Annotated in this window: 18 protein-coding genes; 15 read left to right on the plus strand and 3 right to left on the minus strand. The window is 36.5% G+C overall.

The window, feature by feature from the left end:
• Nucleotides 1-168: 168 nt before the first annotated feature.
• From ACLBXA_RS01835 to ACLBXA_RS01860, 6 genes are all read left to right on the plus strand, one after another.
• A complete protein-coding gene (locus ACLBXA_RS01835) occupies nucleotides 169-861 on the plus strand; it encodes a response regulator transcription factor (protein ID WP_000018046.1) in 693 nt (230 codons plus the stop codon).
• A gap of 1 nt (nucleotide 862) precedes the next feature.
• The gene (locus ACLBXA_RS01840) at nucleotides 863-1,798 is read left to right on the plus strand and encodes a HAMP domain-containing histidine kinase (protein ID WP_000247670.1); all 936 of its coding nucleotides are present in this window, start codon (nucleotides 863-865) and stop codon (nucleotides 1,796-1,798) included.
• 125 nt (nucleotides 1,799-1,923) lie between these two features.
• Nucleotides 1,924-2,847 carry an ABC transporter ATP-binding protein gene (locus ACLBXA_RS01845; RefSeq protein WP_000221121.1) on the plus strand — a complete coding sequence of 308 codons (924 nt, stop codon included), beginning with the start codon at nucleotides 1,924-1,926 and terminating at the stop codon, nucleotides 2,845-2,847.
• Nucleotides 2,840-3,001 carry a hypothetical protein gene (locus tag ACLBXA_RS01850; RefSeq protein ID WP_000931814.1) on the plus strand — a complete coding sequence of 54 codons (162 nt, stop codon included), beginning with the start codon at nucleotides 2,840-2,842 and terminating at the stop codon, nucleotides 2,999-3,001. The genes ACLBXA_RS01845 and ACLBXA_RS01850 overlap by 8 nt, the downstream gene beginning before the upstream one ends.
• A 34-nt stretch (nucleotides 3,002-3,035) precedes the next feature.
• Nucleotides 3,036-3,740, plus strand: a complete 705-nt coding sequence (locus ACLBXA_RS01855; RefSeq protein ID WP_000945208.1) for an ABC transporter permease — start codon at nucleotides 3,036-3,038, stop codon at nucleotides 3,738-3,740.
• A gap of 129 nt (nucleotides 3,741-3,869) precedes the next feature.
• Nucleotides 3,870-4,562, plus strand: a complete 693-nt coding sequence (locus ACLBXA_RS01860) for an ABC transporter permease (RefSeq protein WP_000945187.1) — start codon at nucleotides 3,870-3,872, stop codon at nucleotides 4,560-4,562.
• A gap of 63 nt (nucleotides 4,563-4,625) precedes the next feature.
• On the opposite strand, the gene ACLBXA_RS01865 is transcribed toward ACLBXA_RS01860, so the two are convergent.
• Nucleotides 4,626-5,129, minus strand: coding sequence for a DinB family protein (locus ACLBXA_RS01865; RefSeq protein WP_000284976.1), 504 nt, complete (start codon nucleotides 5,127-5,129; stop codon nucleotides 4,626-4,628).
• Nucleotides 5,130-5,282: 153 nt separating this feature from the next.
• On the opposite strand from ACLBXA_RS01865, the gene ACLBXA_RS01870 reads away from it, so the two are divergent.
• The gene (locus ACLBXA_RS01870; RefSeq protein ID WP_000825582.1) at nucleotides 5,283-6,182 is read left to right on the plus strand and encodes a hypothetical protein; all 900 of its coding nucleotides are present in this window, start codon (nucleotides 5,283-5,285) and stop codon (nucleotides 6,180-6,182) included.
• A 200-nt stretch (nucleotides 6,183-6,382) separates the two neighbouring features.
• On the opposite strand, the gene fhuB is transcribed toward ACLBXA_RS01870, so the two are convergent.
• Together fhuB and ACLBXA_RS01880 are read right to left on the minus strand one after the other, a co-directional pair.
• Nucleotides 6,383-8,419, minus strand: a complete 2,037-nt coding sequence (gene fhuB, locus ACLBXA_RS01875; protein ID WP_001087104.1) for a Fe(3+)-hydroxamate ABC transporter permease FhuB — start codon at nucleotides 8,417-8,419, stop codon at nucleotides 6,383-6,385.
• Between the two features lie 7 nt (nucleotides 8,420-8,426).
• Nucleotides 8,427-9,401, minus strand: coding sequence for an ABC transporter substrate-binding protein (locus tag ACLBXA_RS01880; RefSeq protein WP_000722824.1), 975 nt, complete (start codon nucleotides 9,399-9,401; stop codon nucleotides 8,427-8,429).
• A gap of 451 nt (nucleotides 9,402-9,852) precedes the next feature.
• Here ACLBXA_RS01880 and ACLBXA_RS01885 point away from each other — a divergent pair, with 451 nt between their 5' ends.
• The 8 genes from ACLBXA_RS01885 to uvrC all read left to right on the plus strand — a co-directional run bounded on the left by ACLBXA_RS01885 (nucleotide 9,853) and on the right by uvrC (nucleotide 18,524).
• Nucleotides 9,853-10,692 (plus strand): BclA C-terminal domain-containing protein, encoded by an 840-nt coding sequence (locus tag ACLBXA_RS01885; RefSeq protein ID WP_426827688.1) that lies wholly within the window; start codon nucleotides 9,853-9,855, stop codon nucleotides 10,690-10,692.
• 338 nt (nucleotides 10,693-11,030) lie between these two features.
• The gene (locus ACLBXA_RS01890) at nucleotides 11,031-12,716 is read left to right on the plus strand and encodes a long-chain-fatty-acid--CoA ligase (protein ID WP_000416316.1); all 1,686 of its coding nucleotides are present in this window, start codon (nucleotides 11,031-11,033) and stop codon (nucleotides 12,714-12,716) included.
• Between the two features lie 106 nt (nucleotides 12,717-12,822).
• Nucleotides 12,823-13,410: a TetR/AcrR family transcriptional regulator gene (locus ACLBXA_RS01895; protein ID WP_000742213.1), complete on the plus strand. Its 588-nt coding sequence runs from the start codon at nucleotides 12,823-12,825 to the stop codon at nucleotides 13,408-13,410.
• Between the two features lie 11 nt (nucleotides 13,411-13,421).
• Entirely contained in the window at nucleotides 13,422-14,198 is a 777-nt protein-coding gene (locus ACLBXA_RS01900; protein ID WP_000911292.1) for an enoyl-CoA hydratase, read from the plus strand.
• Nucleotides 14,199-14,276: 78 nt separating this feature from the next.
• Nucleotides 14,277-15,050 carry an electron transfer flavoprotein subunit beta gene (etfB, locus tag ACLBXA_RS01905; protein WP_001029028.1) on the plus strand — a complete coding sequence of 258 codons (774 nt, stop codon included), beginning with the start codon at nucleotides 14,277-14,279 and terminating at the stop codon, nucleotides 15,048-15,050.
• A gap of 36 nt (nucleotides 15,051-15,086) precedes the next feature.
• Entirely contained in the window at nucleotides 15,087-16,064 is a 978-nt protein-coding gene (gene etfA / locus ACLBXA_RS01910) for an electron transfer flavoprotein subunit alpha (RefSeq protein ID WP_242298674.1), read from the plus strand.
• 211 nt (nucleotides 16,065-16,275) lie between these two features.
• Nucleotides 16,276-16,590, plus strand: coding sequence for a thioredoxin (trxA, locus tag ACLBXA_RS01915; RefSeq protein ID WP_001018943.1), 315 nt, complete (start codon nucleotides 16,276-16,278; stop codon nucleotides 16,588-16,590).
• A gap of 149 nt (nucleotides 16,591-16,739) precedes the next feature.
• Nucleotides 16,740-18,524 (plus strand): excinuclease ABC subunit C, encoded by a 1,785-nt coding sequence (gene uvrC, locus ACLBXA_RS01920; RefSeq protein WP_000544289.1) that lies wholly within the window; start codon nucleotides 16,740-16,742, stop codon nucleotides 18,522-18,524.
• The last annotated feature ends 51 nt before the right edge of the window (nucleotides 18,525-18,575 follow it).

Here is an 18,575-nt window from a genome sequence, read left to right on the forward strand (position 1 = left end):
TAAGTCTCCTTTATATAAAGTTAATTATGAACAATCGTAGTGAATTTCATCATATCATTGTTAAGGAAGGAAGGGAAGTTGGTTTGAAAATTCATATAACTGTTTCCAGCATTCATTCGTTGCGATACAATTGATATGTTAATGTTTGTAAAAAAAGGGGATAGACATATGTCACATCATATTTTATTAGTTGAAGATGATATTTCAATTCAAGAGATGGTGGAAAAATATTTATTAAAGGAAGGCTTTCAAGTTACGATGGCGTCTGACGGGGAAGCAGGGGTGCAAACCTTTTTTAAATCATCTTTTGATTTAGTGATCCTTGATATAATGATGCCGAAGTTAGACGGATTAGAGGTTGTACGTATTATTCGTGAAAAAAGTGCTGTTCCGATTTTAATGATGTCGGCAAAAGATACAGATGTTGATAAAGCTGTTGGCTTAGGACTTGGAGCAGATGATTACATTTGTAAGCCATTTTCTATGATTGAATTGGCTGCACGTGTAAAAGCAGGGATTCGGCGGTCTACGAAATACTCGGCTACAGAAACAACAGAAAAGATGATTCAGATTGGCGATTTAACAATCGATCCAATTAATTTTACTGTAGAAAAAAACGGGAACCCTCTCAAGCTCACTTTAAAAGAATTTGAGATTTTAAAACTGTTCGTAAAAAATCAAAATCGTGTATTTACAAAAGCGCAAATATATACGTTAGTTTGGAATGAAGAGTATTACGGTGATGATAACGTTATTAATGTTCATATGAGAAGATTGCGTGAGAAAATTGAAAGTGATCCATCTAATCCAGAATATATTAAAACGTTATGGGGCATCGGCTATAAGTTGGAAGTGATGTAATATGGTCAATTTGTTAATAGGTATTATTTTTATATTGTTATGTGTTATTTATATGCAATATAAAATGAGAAAACATAGTAGTAAAAATTTACGATACACATATGAAAAGTTAGAAAGTATTGTAAATGACAAAACAGGCGAGACGTTACTCGTTATGACAGATGATCTAGAATTGCAAAAATTATTAGTGGCAATTAATCAATTATTAGATGCAAAACAGAAAACGAATGCAGATCATGCCAAAGTAGAAATTTCGATGAGAAAAATGCTTTCAAATATTTCGCATGACTTGAAAACACCACTAACAGTTATTCTTGGATATACAGAAATGTTAAATAAGGATAAAACGATAAGTGAAGAAGAACAACAAATATTACTTGAAAAAGTGCATACGAAAACATTAGAAGTGATGGAGCTAATTCATAAGTTTTTTGATTTGGCAAAATTAGAATCTGGTGACAAAGCAATTGAAATGACAAAAGTAAATATGAATGAAGTTTGCCGCGAGAAGATTTTATCTTTTTATGATTTAGTGACGACGAAAGGTTTTCAGGTTCATATTGATATACCAGAAAGAAATATATACGCACTTGGAAATGTAGAAGTATTAGGCAGAGTATTGAATAATTTAATATCAAATGCAATTACATATGGAGATGATGGAAAGACACTCGGTATGACTTTAAGAGATGATGAAACGAGTGTGTATATAGACGTATGGGATAAAGGAAAAGGAATTGATGAATCTCATATTGATAAAGTGTTTGAGCGAATGTACACACTTGAAGATTCAAGAAATAGATCGTACCAAGGAAGCGGTCTAGGATTAACGATTACGAAACGGCTTGTGGAAGCGATGGACGGAGAAATACATCTTTCTAGTAAGCCCTATGAAAAAACAATTTTTACAGTTGTATTAAAAAAGATGCTGTTTTAGCTTGTAGAGAAGTAAATTCTACAAGCTTTTTTTCAGCGTAAGGAATTTGTAAGGAACGGGTAAGAAAAAAGAGATTTCTGTTGTCTATTATAGAAATATAGAGTATTGCGAAAGGGGAAAGTAACATGACATATATAGTAAAAACAAACCAGTTAACGAAAGTGTTTAAAGGGAAAGAAGTTATTTCCGGTGTTAACATGCATGTGAAAAAAGGAGAAATTTATGGTTTTTTAGGACCAAACGGTGCTGGTAAAACAACGATTATGAAAATGATTACAAATTTAATAAAACCGACGAGTGGTGATATAGAAATTTTCGGTGAGAAATTAACAGATACATCGTATGAAGTATTAAAAAGAATGGGGACAATTATTGAATACCCAATCTTTTATGATAAATTAACGGCGAAAGAAAACTTAGACCTGCATTGTGAATATATGGGCTACTACGATAAAAATGCAATTGACCATGCTTTACATTTAGTGAAACTACAAGGGGTAGATAATAAAAAAGTAAAAGATTTTTCATTAGGAATGAAACAACGACTCGGTATTGCAAGGGCAATCGTGACAAAGCCAGAATTGCTCATTTTAGATGAACCAATTAACGGTTTAGATCCAATTGGCATTAAAGAGTTACGAGACTTATTTAAAATGCTCTGCAAAGAATACGGTATTACATTATTAGTTTCTAGTCATATTTTAGGTGAGATGGAATTAATGGCCGATACAATTGGTGTGATTCAAAATGGAAAACTAATAAAAGAAGTTTCAATGAAGAGTATTAACGGAAAGCAAACAGAGTACATTGAAATCACTGTTCCTGATGTGAAACGTGCAGCTTATATTTTAGAAGATAAACTTGGTATAAAAAACTACAAAATAATGAGTGGAACCATGATTCGTGTGTATGATACGTCAGTGTCTCAGCAGGCCATTTCAAAAGCACTTATTATGAACGATGTGGAAATTGAAAGTATTAATAAGAAACATAGTTCCTTAGAAGAATATTTCTTAAATGTAATGGATGGAGAAGGTATTCATGCTTAATGGACTGTGGCTGAACCTGGTAAGTGGATTTATCGTAATGCTAATAAGTGGAATTTTATATTATAGAAAACCAGAGCGGAAATGGTTGTTAATTCTACTAGTGATAGGAATGTTAAGCTTCGTTACTGCTGGAATTAGAATGTTAGCAGCATAAAGACAGTTATATAAAGAATGGAGGAGTGGTTTGTATGCTTAGATTAATGAAGCTCGAATGGAAGAAACATAAATTATCTAGTTACTTTAAAGGGGTAGCAATTTGTATTATAGCAATTTTCGCTGCAGTAAGCCTTATGGCGTTGGGAATTAAAGCCGAGGGAGACGTGCTCTTCTTTGACTTCACGCAACAAATGGTTTTAATAAACACTTTTATTAGGATAACATTCATTATTTTTAGTTCGGTCATTTTATCACGGTTAGTAATAGATGAGTATAAGAACAAAACAATGCAACTATCGTTTATGTACCCGCTGCAAAGGAAAATGCTAATGAGGGCGAAATTAACAATTGTTTTTTGTTTTTGTTTTGTGAGCACGATTATCGCTACTTTCATTATTAGTTTGCTCGTTTATTTTGTGAGTCCAATGATGGGACTGATTGAAACACCTGCTACGATAGGCGAAATAATAGCTATCGTTCCAGCTACTATTATAAGTGCATTTATGATATCTGGTATAAGTTTAATTCCTTTATTTTTTGGAATGAGAAAGAAATCGACACCTACAACGATTACTTCCGCAGTAATAATTGGTATGCTGATTAGTGGTAACGTTGGGGCTGGAAACGGTCAAGTAAGTATGTTTGATTTTATAGCTATCCCAATTGTGCTCTGTTTATTAGGGATTTTCATTAGTTATCTATCTTATCGTAAAATCGACAAGGTTGATGTGGCATGAAGTAAGCTTAAAACAACAACGAACTGGGGTATGAATGGTGAAAAAGATAATAGTAATTGCAATTTTACTTATTACAATTGCTAGTGTGGTTTTGGGGGTTAAGGTGTTTCAGGGGAAAGGAGGACTATCATGTTACGTCTTATGAAGCTAGAATTGAAAAAATTTAAGCTTGGCTGGTACGTAAAAGGGGCAGTTATTGCAAATATTACTATACTGGCATTAATGATCTTTACGAGCATCGTTGCTCAAGTAGAAGGTGATCCGGAAATAAGAGATCCGCAGATGATGTTGTTAACGGCTAGTACATTAGTAAGAGCAACATTTATTGTTTTTGGTAGTGTGTTAATCGCAAGGTTAATAATTGGTGAATATAAAAATAAAACAATAATACTTATGTTTTCTTATCCTATTAATCGGAGAAAAATGATGATTAGTAAGTTGGTCATTACAGCGACATTAACATTTATAACAGTTATTGTATCTAACATTTTAATAGTAGGAGTTTTCTTTGGGATAGATAGCTATTTTTCAATTCTTCCTAATCCATTTACAGTAGATCAATTAGTGCAAGAAGGAATAAATCTTGTTCCTTTAGCCATTGCAACTGCGGGAATAAGTTTAATCCCGCTATATTTCGGAATGCGTAAACGTTCAGTGCCAACTACAATTGTTTCATCTATTATTGTTGTGTCAATCGCAATTAATAACCAGCCAATATTTCCGATAGCGACTTTTCTACCTCTTCAATTCACATTTGCAGCGATCGGTATGGTGATTGCTTATTTTGGGATTAAAAATATTGAGAGTGAAGATGCATTATAAAGTTTCACATGAAACAAGTTACAGAAAAAGACAAGATATGTAAACATCTTGTCTTTTTTGTCGTTACATTTTAGGAGCTTCCATTCCAGCCGCAGCCCATTCTTCTTTTGCGGGACCATATACGCCAGGAACTGTTAAGCCGGCTTGTCGCATTAAAACCGTCATTTGCCCGCGGTGGTGATTTTGATGATTAATGAGTGTCATTAAAAATATAGAATTCGGCATAGGGCGACCAAAGAAGTCATTAATAGTAGCTAAGTCTTTATCAGTCCATTTACTTTGAAGTGTTTCAACAAAAGCCGCGTTTACTTTACGGTATTCATCTGCAATTGTTTTTGCAGAAGTTGGAACAGGATAATCTGTCGTTTCTCCTTCAAACTTTAGCCCTGTGCCAGATAGTATCACAGGAATTGCCGTCACGATATGCCAAGCAACTCTTCCTAAAGTCCAATGTTCAGGTGCAATTTCCTGTGATAAAGATGCATCGGTTAATGAATCAAGCATTTTCTGAGTAGACTCTGCTTCGTATGTCCATGATTGTAAAAAGCCTTCAATTGTTTGGTACATTATTGTTATCCCCCTCTACTTATGTTCATAGATTAAGTTCGAGAAGAAATGACAAGTTCCCTTTATGTTTTAATGATGGTATTTAAAATTTTATATATAAATTTTATGATACTATTGAGTGTATATAGAATTATATTAATTTAGGGAGATATTATGAAAAGATTGATTTTAGGAATCATAATTTTATTTTTAATGGTAGGATGTAGCAATGAAACCTATAAAAAAGCAATGGATCAAGGGAAATTGGCGTTAGCGAGTAAAGAATATGACACGGCAGTAGCATCATTTGAGCTAGCATTAGAAGAGAAAAAGGATGATAAAGAAGCAAAGGTATTAAAAGACCAAACTACTAAGATGATAAGTTCGATAAAAGAGAAATCGAGTGGAAATATAGAACAAGCAATAGGTTTGTTTCAAGAAGTAGAAAAGATGAAAGATGGTTCCGCAATCCTTCAAAGTCAAGCGAAAGAACAAAAAGATTCGCTCATAGAGCATAAAGAGTTAAAAGGTCAATATATAGGTCAATTGGAAAAGGCAGAGAAGTTAAAGAGTGATAAAAAGTATGAAGAGGCTAAAGGGATAGTAAATAAAATTGTTAACGATACTGGCCAAAATCAACAATTTATTTCGGAAAATCAACGGGCCGAAGAGCTGAATAAGCAAATCGATGGCTTACTAACTCAACAAGCAGAAGTTAAGAAAAAAGAGGAAGAGTTAAAAAATGAAAAGAAAAAAGAGGCTGATATTGGAAAGTTAAAGGGGTCTTGGATGTCATCAGAAAGTACAGACAGGCCAGTTGGGTTGGAAATAGAATCTATTAATAGTGAGAAAACAGGCGGAGAATTTATGGAACATAATATTTTTGGGAAAGGGACTACTATAGGAGACTTTCGAATATTAAGTGTGGACCAAGGGATTATTTCTGTAGAGCTTGTATTTTTAGTGGGGGAAATAAAGCATAAGGCTGATTTGAAAATTGAGGAGAACACATTAACTGTACATCATGAGTTTATGGGGAGTACTAAATCTGTGAAATTAGTGAGATCAGAGTAATTTATCCGGCTATTCGTCGGACAGTAAAACTTCCACCTCAAGATTCGGCTGGAGCAAAGAAGTTAGGTGGGAGATCCACTGCTCATAAAAGTCCGATTGGTGTGGGCTAATAATCAGCGGGGATGAAGAAACCCCCCACTAATTAAAGTTTCACTTTATTTAGTATATAAAAAGGAGGCTTCTAAAACGAAGCCTCCTTTTTAATTAACCTTCTTCCCACTCTTCCTCATCAACCATAAGAAATAAGGTGCTCCAAGTACAGCAACGACAAGTCCAGAAGGAATTTCTTTCGGATATGCAATTGTTCGTCCGAGTAAATCAGCAATGGAAAGAAGGATTGCTCCAAATAGTGCGGAGCAAACGAATAATCTTTGATGATTCATACCAACGACGATTCGTGCTAAGTGTGGCGCAACAAGACCTAGAAAGGCAATTGTACCGACAGCTGCGATATTTACAGATGCAAGTAGTGTTGCTAACACAATGAGGGCAAGGCGCGTTTTATTTACTGGTTGCCCGAGTCCCGTTGCTAAATCGTCTCCAAGTACGAGAACATCAAGTTGTTTTATTAAGAAAAAGATAATGAATACAAGAATTAGCGATGGATATAGAATGATATTTTCTAAGTGATTCCATCCTCTTGCATACGTGCTACCTGATAGCCATGTTAAAGCAGCAGCAACGTTCAAATTTGCTCTAACGATAAAGATTTGAATAATCGCTGAACCGAGAGCTGAAATACCAATTCCTATTAAAGCAAGGGCTGTTGGGCTAAATCCTGATTTCCATGAGAAGAAGAGAACAATTCCAACTGCAAGTAGTCCGCCGATAAATGCACCAATTGGTAGGAAGAAACCAGGAAGTGCGGGAAAGACATACATAATAGTTAAAGCACCAACACCAGCTCCCGATGAAATACCAATAATAGAAGGATCGGCGAGTGGGTTTCGTAATATACCTTGGAAAACAAGCCCACTTATTGCAAGGCATGCGCCAGCAATAGCAGCAACGAGCATTCTTGGTAAACGAAGGTTCATCATCATATTTTTATCAAATTGTGTTAATTGTCCTGATATAACATTTGTAATACTTTCGATATAAGCGTTACTACCGATTGTAACACCAAGAGTAATTGTCACAATGCAAAGTGTGATAGAGATAATGATTACCTTTTTATAAGAGTAATAGCGAGAACTAGCTCCAGCTGCATTCGCTCCGTTATCATTCATATATTGTTTCGATTTCATCATTCGATAGACTAAGTAAATAAGCCAAGGTGATCCAATCATTGCCGTGACTGCTCCGACAGGAAGTTCAGCCCCAGTTGGATCTATTAGTCTACCAACGACATCAGCTCCAAGTAATAGTACAGCTCCCCATAAGAAAGAAGAGAGAAGGAGAGTAAAGTGTTGACGGTAGCCAATAAGACGCATTAAATGTGGTGCAACTAAGCCAACAAATCCAATTGGTCCAACAACAGTTACAATTACTGCTGTTAAAAAGATCGCAGCAATGAAGGCGATAAGACGTGTTACTGCTGTTTTTTCACCAAGAGAAACAGCGACATCATCACCAAGTAAGAGAATGTTGAGTTTACGAGACATAAATAGTAAAACTAGGAAAGAAATAATGATAAATGGAAAAGCAAATTGAACGCCATCCCAGTTATTTTGAATAAGAGATCCAGCTCCCCATAAAAATAAACCAGCTGTTTCATTTTCATAGAAAAGCTGCATCGTTCCAGTAAAGGCAGAAAGCATTAATGTAACGACCATACCAGCTAGTGCCATTCTAAGTGGGGTTCCCTTTTTTCCACCAGAAATACGGTATACAAATAAAGCGGTAATAGCACCGCCGATAAATGTGAAAAGAAGTGAATTAATTTGCAGACCTTTTGGTAAAAAAATTGTAGCCGCTACTAGAAAGAAATATGCGCCAGAGTGAATACCCATTGTACTGGATTCAGCAAGTGGATTTTTCGTTAATGTTTGTAAAATGACCCCAGATGCAGCAAGAGCACCTCCAGCTAAAATGGCAATTACGGCCCTAGGTAATCGAAGCATAATTAAAGTTTGATGCTCTAGTGATTGGTTCGGTGAGATAAGAGCATCAATAATCATACTATAGGAAATGTTTGCTTGACCTTGTCCGATATGAATAAAGAAAAGGAGGAGCAAGAGAGCTGCTCCTCCTCCGAATACAAGACTTGCTCGAAGTGTATGTTGTAGGCTATTCATTGTGTAATCACTTCTTCGCTGTCATTACATCTGCTACTTGTGTTGCTAAAGATGTTGCAGACTCAGGACCACCGAAAATCCAAGTGTCGCCTTTTAATTTATACATTTTGTTTTCTTTTTTGAACTTTAATTCTTCCCAAGCAGGGTTGCCTTTTAGTTGAGTGTCAAAAATGTTATCTTCATCCGCTACAATGTAAATGAAGTTTGAATCTTGTACACTTTGTAATGATTCTACAGTTGTTTGTTTGAAACCATCTGGCTCAGATTTTCCTGCTTCAAAAGTATTTGTTAAACCTAATTTTTTTGTAACTTGTAAAGCTAAAGAATTGTCAGTTAAGATACGGAATGTTGGTACGTTTTTAGCAGTAAATGCTTGTGCCATTGCGATGTTTTTATCTTTTAAGTCTGCTTTCTCAATTTTTGCTTTTGCATCAGCGAAGGCTTTATCCATATCAGCTAATACTTTTTTACCTTCTTCTTCTTTTCCAACTGCTTTTGCAATTTGTTTAAATGTTTCTGTCATTTCAGCAAAGTGATCGTTATTGCTTGTTGATGGATCAAACATAACTGTTGGTGCAATTTGCTCTAATTCATTTTTAATTGCTTTACTACGGAATGAAGCTGTGATAATTAAATCTGGTTTTAAACGGCTAATTTCTTCTAAGTTTGGTTGTTGACGTGTCCCTACATCTACAACATCTTTACTTGGTTTTGTTTTTGTATTTACCCATTTATTATAATTCTTAATGTCTGCCATCCCTACTGGCTGAACACCAAGTGCTAATAAGTCTTCTGAATATACCCACTCAAGTACAACTACTTTTTTCGCTGGTTTATCTAACTTTGTTTCCCCTTCAGCGTGTTTAATTGTTATAGCTTGATTTTTATTGTCCGCTTTTGTTTCCTTTTTCTCCTCTTTTTGCTGTCCGCATCCAACAGCGAATAGAAGAACTACTATGAAAATACTGAGAATTTTCTTCATCTTCTGCCCCCAAATTAAGTGTTTTTTGTAACTAGCACCATAAGTGAAAATGGTTATCAATTACAACACCCAAATCATACTATGAGGATAATTTAAGTGTCAATATTTTTTTAAAATTTTGAATAAAAATAACAAGTTATACGGATTTTTATATATTATAGTTGCTATTTATGAAGAATCAGCCTCTTTACTAAAAAGATTGGCGAATGTGGAAAGTTTAAATGGGAACTTGTCTGTGTACGAAAGCGTAATGTGTATGGTTAATAATCTGTGGAGATGGGGCGAAAGTACAAGCAAAAGGAGAGTGAATCGCATGTAATAATTACTAGAATGTATGGAGGAAATCTGTGTTTTATCCCCCACTAGGCTAAGTATTTCTTTGTTATTTAGATAGGTGTTTTTTGATTCGGTGATTGCGCTAAAAAGATCGAATGTAAAGGAAGTGATCAACATGTCTTCATGGAGCAATAACATAAATGGATATTGTGGGTGTAATAATCAAAATGGTGTACATGTTGATTCATGCTGTTTTAGTTGCGATGGGACAGTTCCTAAGGTTGGTCCAACCGGTCCGACGGGAGCGACAGGAATAACAGGAGCAACAGGCTCAACGGGAGCGACAGGAGTAACAGGCGACACAGGGGCAACGGGAGCGACAGGAATAACAGGAGCAACAGGCCCAACGGGAGTGACAGGAGTAACAGGAGCGACGGGAGTAACAGGCGATACAGGTCCAACGGGAGCGACAGGAATAACAGGAGCAACAGGCCCAACGGGGGCGACAGGAGTAACAGGCGACACAGGGGCAACGGGAGCGACAGGGATAACAGGAGCAACAGGCGATACAGGGGCAACGGGAGCGACAGGCCCAACAGGCACAAGTATAACGGCAACATACGCATTTGCAAATAATACGTCGGGAACAGCAATATCGGTACTACTAGGTGGAACAAATGTCCCGCTTCCAAACAATCAGAATATCGGTCCAGGTATTACAGTGTCTGGGGGGAACACAGTATTTACGGTTGCAAATGCAGGGAACTATTATATTTCATATACAATTAATATAACCGCTTCATTATTAGTTAGTTCACGAATTACAATTAATGGGGCACCGCTTGCTGGGACTATTAATTCTCCTGCATTAGCAACGACATCATTTAGTGCGACAATTATTACGACCCTTGCGGCGGGGAGTGCAATTAGTTTGCAATTATTTGGTTTGTTAGCTGTTGCGACATTATCAACAACTACCCCAGGAGCGGTATTAACGATTATAAGATTAAGTTAATGACAAACTCTCTTACTCTTTTAAGATTAGGAGAGTTTCTACATATAATAAGAAGTTAATGAAGTAAAGCATAGTTATAAAAAAGTCAGAATATTATGATTGTAACGCTATGGTGACTATAATATAATGAAAATAACCATCATGAATGAACATTCATTTATCCCGCATTAACGGGCAGTAAGATCCCGCCTCAAAATTCAGCGAAAGTAAAGAAGTTAGCTGGGTGATTAACTGCCCGTAAAATCCCGATTGGTGTGGGCTAATAATCAGTGGGGCTGAAAAATCCCCACTGATTAAAGTTTCACTTTATTTTTTATGTATTTGAAGGGGGAATGAAGGTGGAAAAAACATGGTTGAAAAGTTATCCAGAGGAAATTCCTAGTACGATTTCTTATGATATTCAGCCACTTCATGGATATGTAGAACAGATGGCTTCTCGCTACCCAGAAAAGAAAGCGCTTCACTTTTTAGGGAAGGATATTACGTTTTCGGACTTCCATGATAAGGTGAAGAGGTTTGCAAATTATCTTCAAAAGCTCGGTGTGGAAAAGGGTGATCGAGTTGCTATTATGTTGCCGAATTGTCCGCAAGCTGTAATTGGTTATTACGGTACATTACTTGCGGGAGGTATCGTAGTACAAACCAATCCACTGTATACAGAAAGGGAATTAGAATATCAGCTTCATGACTCGGGAGCAAAAGTAATTCTTTGTCTCGATTTAGTGTTTCCAAGAGTAACGAATGTTCAATCTGCTACAAAAATTGAGCATATTATCGTAACTCGTATTGCAGACTTTTTACCATTCCCTAAAAATCTATTGTATCCATTTGTGCAGAAAAAACAGTCGAATTTAGTTGTGAAAGTATCAGAGAGTGAAACGATTCATCTTTGGAATTCAGTAGAAAAAGAAGTGAATACGAATGTTGAGGTGCCTTGTGATCCTGAAAATGATCTAGCTCTTTTACAGTACACAGGAGGAACAACCGGATTTCCAAAAGGAGTTATGTTAACGCATAAAAACCTCGTTTCTAACACTTTGATGGGAGTGCATTGGTTATATAATTGTAACGAAGGTGAAGAAGTCGTCCTTGGGGTTCTTCCATTTTTCCATGTTTATGGTATGACAGCTGTTATGAATTTAAGTATTATGCAAGGATACAAAATGGTCCTTATTCCAAAGTTTGATATGAAAATGATTTTTGAAGCGATTAAGAAGCATAAAGTGACATTGTTTCCAGGGGCTCCAACTATTTATATCGCTCTTTTAAATAGCCCGCTTTTAAAAGAATACGATATTTCTTCTATTCGTGCTTGTATTAGTGGATCAGCACCACTGCCAGTAGAAGTACAGGAAAAGTTCGAAAAAGTTACAGGTGGTAAACTAGTAGAGGGATATGGTTTAACAGAATCATCTCCGGTTACACATAGTAATTTTTTATGGGAAAAGCGAGTGCCGGGTAGCATTGGAGTTCCGTGGCCAGATACAGAGGCAATCATTATGTCACTTGAAACTGGTGAGGCATTACCACCAGGAGAAATAGGGGAAATTGTAGTGAAAGGTCCTCAAATTATGAAAGGATACTGGAATAAGCCAGAGGAAACAGCGGCTGTATTGCAAGATGGCTGGCTCCATACAGGTGACGTTGGATACATGGATGAAGATGGATTCTTCTATGTAAAAGATCGCAAGAAAGATATGATTGTCGCGAGTGGATTTAATGTGTATCCTCGTGAAGTTGAAGAAGTATTATATGAGCATGAAAAAGTGCAAGAAGTAGTGACAATTGGAGTTCCAGATCCGTACAGAGGAGAGACAGTTAAAGCATTTGTTGTGTTAAAAGAAGGTACGGAGTGCTCTGAGGAAGAATTAAATCAGTTTGCACGTAAATATTTAGCGGCTTATAAAGTGCCGAAAGTATATGAGTTTAGAGATGAATTGCCGAAAACGACAGTAGGGAAAATTTTACGCCGTGTTTTAATGGATGAAGAGAAGAGAAAGAATGAGGATGAGCAAACGGGCTAAGGCCCTTTCTTTTTGAAAAAATAGGATTGACACTTTTCTAAATAGTCAGTATTATAAGAATATGAATGACTATTCATTCAGTCATCTTCTTGAAGGGGACAGTAAAGTGAAGAAAAATAGACCGAAATACAATCAAATTATTGATGCGGCAGTCATTGTGATTGCGGAGAATGGGTACCACCAAGCGCAAGTTTCTAAAATCGCAAAGCAAGCTGGGGTAGCTGATGGCACGATTTATTTATATTTTAAAAATAAAGAAGATATATTAATATCCTTATTCCAAGAGAAGATGGGAGATTTTGTCGAAACAATTCGTCAAAAAACAGCAGGAATTGAAAGCGCTGTATCGAAGTTATTCATGTTGGTAGAAACGCACTTCTTGCTGTTGTCACAAAATGATCCCCTTGCTATCGTTACGCAATTAGAGCTCAGGCAGTCCAATCAAGACTTGCGCCTTAAAATAAATGAAGTATTAAAAGGCTACTTACAAGTTATGGATGAGATTTTAGAGACTGGTATAAAACAAGGTGAATTTCAAGCAGATTTAAATGTTCGCGTGGCAAGACAAATGATCTTTGGAACAGTAGATGAAGTTGTGACCAATTGGGTAATGAGCGATCATAAGTATGATCTGGTCGCACTTTCAAAAACGGTACATGGGCTACTCATTGCAGCTTGTGGTTATCGTCAATAATGGGAGGGATCATGTTGAAATTCCTATCTGTAAGAGTTGAAGATCATATCGCGGTGGCGACGTTAAATCATGCACCAGCAAATGCGATGTCTTCACAAGTTATGCATGACGTTACTGAATTAATTGATCAAGTGGAAAAGGATGATAACATTCGTGTTGTTGTTATTCACGGTGAAGGACGTTTCTTCTCAGCAGGAGCAGATATTAAAGAATTTACATCTGTTACTGAAGCGAAGCAAGCAACAGAATTAGCACAGCTTGGACAAGTTACGTTTGAGCGTGTTGAAAAATGTTCAAAACCAGTTATTGCGGCAATTCATGGAGCGGCACTGGGCGGCGGCCTTGAGTTTGCTATGTCTTGCCACATGCGCTTTGCAACTGAAAGTGCAAAACTTGGTTTACCTGAATTAACACTTGGATTAATTCCTGGCTTTGCAGGTACACAGCGCTTACCACGTTATGTTGGGAAAGCAAAAGCTTGTGAAATGATGTTAACAAGTACACCAATTACTGGTGCAGAAGCATTGAAATGGGGACTTGTTAACGGATTGTTCTCTGAAGAATCACTTTTAGATGATACGCTTAAAGTCGCAAAACAAATTGCTGGAAAAAGTCCAGCAACAACTCGTGCTGTACTAGAGTTATTGCAAACGACCAAATCGTCTCATTACTATGAAGGTGTACAACGTGAATCACAAATTTTTGGTGAAGTATTTACGAGTGAAGATGGAAGAGAAGGTGTAGCTGCATTTTTAGAAAAGCGTAAACCTTCATTTAGTGGCAGGTAGTTCAATTGTTTTTTTAATATAAATTAACAGAAAATTAAAATTGATAGAATCTTTCTGAAAAACAAGGGGGTAAATGGAATGAACATCTACGTACTCATGAAACGAACATTTGATACAGAAGAAAAAATCGTAATTAAAAACGGTGCAATTTACGATGGCGAAGCGGAATTCATCATCAACCCTTACGATGAATATGCAATTGAAGAAGCAATTCAAGTAAGAGACGCACAAGGTGGAGAAGTTACAGTTGTAACAGTCGGTGGCGAAGATAGTGAGAAAGAACTTCGTACTGCATTAGCGATGGGCTGTGATAAAGCGGTATTAATTAATATTGAAGATGATGTAGAAAATGGTGACCAGTTCACGACAGCAAAAGTGCTTGCTGAATATTTAAAAGATAAAGATGCAGATCTAATTTTAGGTGGAAACGTTGCAATTGATGGTGCATCTGGACAAGTAGGTCCACGCGTAGCTGAAGCGTTAAATATTCCGTATGTAACGACAATTACAAAACTTGAAATTGACGGTACAAATGTGAAGATTGAGCGTGATGTTGAAGGTGATACAGAAGTGATTGCAACTTCATTACCAGTGTTAGTAACAGCACAGCAAGGTTTAAATGAACCTCGTTATCCATCGCTTCCAGGTATTATGAAAGCGAAGAAAAAGCCACTAGAAGAATTAGAATTAGATGATTTAGATTTAGAAGAAGATGATGTGGAAGCAAAGACAAAAACAATTGAAATCTATTTGCCTCCTAAGAAAGATGCAGGAAAAGTGTTACAAGGCGAGCTGCAAGATCAAGTAAAAGAACTTGTATCGTTGCTCCATACAGAAGCGAAAGTAATCTAATAAAATACGAAATTATATATGCAGGAGGGAAAATCTATGGCTCGTAAAGTATTAGTAATGGGTGAAGTTCGTGATGGATCGCTACGTAACGTTTCGTTTGAAGCGGTAGCAGCAGCAAAAACAATTGCAGAAGGCGGTGAAGTAGTAGGTCTTCTAGTTGGAGAAAGCGTTGCCTCTTTTGCAAATGAATTGATTCATTACGGTGCAGATCGCGTTGTGACAGTTGAAAATGATAAATTAAAATCATATACATCTGATGGTTATGCACAAGCGTTTTTAGCTGTACATGCTGAAGAAAATCCAGAAGGTATTGTCTTTGGACATACAGCACTTGGTAAAGATTTATCACCAAAATTAGCAGCGAAGCTTGAAGCTGGTTTAGTTTCTGACGTAACTGCTTTAGAGGTTGAAGGTGGAAATGTTATCTTCACTCGTCCGATTTACTCTGGTAAAGCATTCGAGAAGAAGATTGTAACAGACGGCATCTTATTTGCGACAGTGCGTCCAAATAACATTGCAACTCTGGAAAAAGATGAGTCTCGCAGCGGTGACGTATCTTCTATTACAGTTGATGTGAAAGATTTACGTACAATCATTCAGGATGTTGTCCGTAAAACAGCAGAAGGTGTTGATCTTTCTGAAGCGAAAGTTATTATCGCTGGCGGACGCGGTGTGAAGAGTGAAGAAGGATTTAAACCATTAAAAGAGTTAGCTGACGTACTAGGCGGCGCTGTTGGGGCATCTCGTGGTGCTTGTGACGCTGAATACTGTGAGTACTCATTACAAATTGGTCAAACTGGTAAAGTTGTTACGCCAGACTTATACATTGCATGTGGTATTTCTGGTGCGATTCAGCATTTAGCAGGTATGTCTAACTCAAAAATAATCGTTGCGATTAATAAAGATCCAGAAGCAAGTATCTTCAAAGTAGCTGACTACGGTATTGTCGGTGACTTGTTCGAAGTTGTACCTCTTTTAACAGAAGAGTTTAAAAAGTTAAAAGTACATTCATGATTTAAGTACCCTTGAGTTCCAAGTGAAGTACCCCTATATATAGAAAAAGGTGAGAGATCCCCTGTCTCTCATCTTTTTAGTATTTAATCCGTATTTTTATATAGTATAAAGGAACATTTTTTTGTTACAATACATAACGATACATATTATTCGCCACGTATATAAGTTAATGATATACTCTTGGTAGAATATACTTGAAGGAGGAAATAAAATGGCAATTGTAAACGCAAATGACCAAAGCTTCGCAGCTGAAACTAGCGAAGGTGTTGTATTATTAGATTTCTGGGCACCTTGGTGTGGACCTTGTAAAATGATCGCTCCTGTATTAGAGGAAATCGATGCAGAATTAGGCGAAAAAGTAAAAGTAGTAAAAGTAGATGTTGATGAAAACCAAGAAACTGCTCGTCAATTCGAAGTAATGAGTATTCCAGCTCTTTTCGTATTAAAAGACGGTAAAGTAGTTGATCAAGCGTTAGGTTACAAACCGAAAGAAGCGTTAGTAGAATTAGTTTCTAAACACTTCTAAAATAAAAAAAGCTACCAAATGGTAGCTTTTTTTATTTTCTTTTTTAGATCCTTTCCGTTACAATAAAGGAACGTATGTTGGGTGTTTTGGCATAGTATGTTTTCAAGTGAAAATAAAAATGCTAAGCATGTAGAAATGGAGGGAGACGAGTGCACGAACATTTGAAAGAAAAGTTGGCTATTTTACCAGATCAACCTGGTTGTTATTTAATGAAAGATAAGCAAGGAACGGTTATATATGTCGGAAAGGCAAAAGTGCTTAAAAATCGTGTGCGCTCGTACTTTACTGGTTCACATGATGGGAAAACACTGCGGCTTGTAGGAGAAATTGTTGATTTTGAATATATTGTAACCTCTTCGAATTTAGAAGCACTTATTTTAGAGTTAAATCTAATTAAAAAATATGATCCGAAATATAATATTCAATTAAAAGATGATAAAACATATCCTTTTATTAAAATTACAGCGGAGAAACAACCGCGCTTACTCATTACTCGAAATGTAAAAAAGGATAAAGGAAAGTATTTTGGTCCTTATCCAAATGCACAATCTGCTCATGAAACGAAAAAACTGCTAGATCGTATGTATCCACTTCGGAAATGCACGAATATGCCAGATAAAGTTTGTTTGTATTATCATATGGATCAATGTCTAGCGCCTTGTGTGAAAGAAGTGACGGAAGAACAAAATAAAGAAATTGTAGATGAAATTATTAAGTTTTTAAATGGTGGGCATAAAGAAGTTCGTTCAGAATTAGAAATAAAAATGTATGAGGCCTCAGAGAAACTAGAGTTTGAACGTGCAAAAGAGTTGCGTGATCAAATTGCTCATATTGATGCGATTATGGAAAAACAAAAGATGATTATGAGTGACTTAGTGGATCGCGATGTGTTTGGATATGCAGTGGATAAAGGATGGATGTGTGTTCAAGTTTTCTTCGTTCGAAAAGGCAAGCTAATTGAACGTGATGTTTCTATGTTTCCGATTTACGATGAACCAGAAGAGGGCTTTTTAACGTTTATCGGCCAATTTTATGAAAACAGTAGTCATTTTAAGCCGAAGGAAATTGTCGTTCCAGGAAGTATAGACTCGGAATTAGTAGAGCGCTTTTTAGAAGTGGAAGCGACACAGCCGAAACGTGGTAAGAAAAAAGACCTTGTAGAATTAGCAAATAAAAACGCAAAAATTGCTCTTGAAGAGAAGTTTTACTTAATCGAACGTGATGAAGAACGAACGATTAAAGCGGTAGATCATTTAGGGAAGCAGCTTGGAATTGAAACACCGTATCGTATTGAAGCGTTTGATAACTCAAATATTCAAGGAACAAATCCCGTTTCTGCAATGATTGCTTTTATCGATGGGAAACCAGCGAAGAAAGAATATAGGAAATATAAAATTAAAACGGTTCAAGGGCCAGATGATTATGAGTCTATGAGGGAAGTTGTGAGACGCCGTTATACAAGGGCGCTTAAAGAAAATTTACCTTTACCGGATTTGATTATTATTGATGGCGGAAAAGGCCACTTGGCGGCTGCAAGTGATATTTTAGAGGATGAGCTCGGATTATATATTCCGATGGCAGGTCTTGTAAAAGATGACAAACATAAAACCTCCCATTTAATTATTGGAGATCCCCCGGAACCTGTGGTGCTTGAGAGAAATAGCCAAGAATTTTATTTATTGCAGCGTATTCAAGACGAGGTGCATCGATTTGCGATTACATTCCATCGTCAATTACACGGGAAATCTGTCATTCAATCAGCATTGGATGACATTCCAGGAATCGGTGATAAACGGAAAAAGGTATTGTTAAAACATTTTGGTTCATTAAAGAAGATGAAAGAAGCTTCTGTAGCAGAATTTGTCGAAGCAGGTATGCCAAAAAATGTTGCAGAGACGATTTATACGTATTTAACAGATAAGAAGACGTTGTAGTTTACAATGTCTTCTATTTTTTGTTATAATTTCTGAAGATTTAAAATAAAT

Source organism: Bacillus sp. D48C (assembly GCF_053345735.1).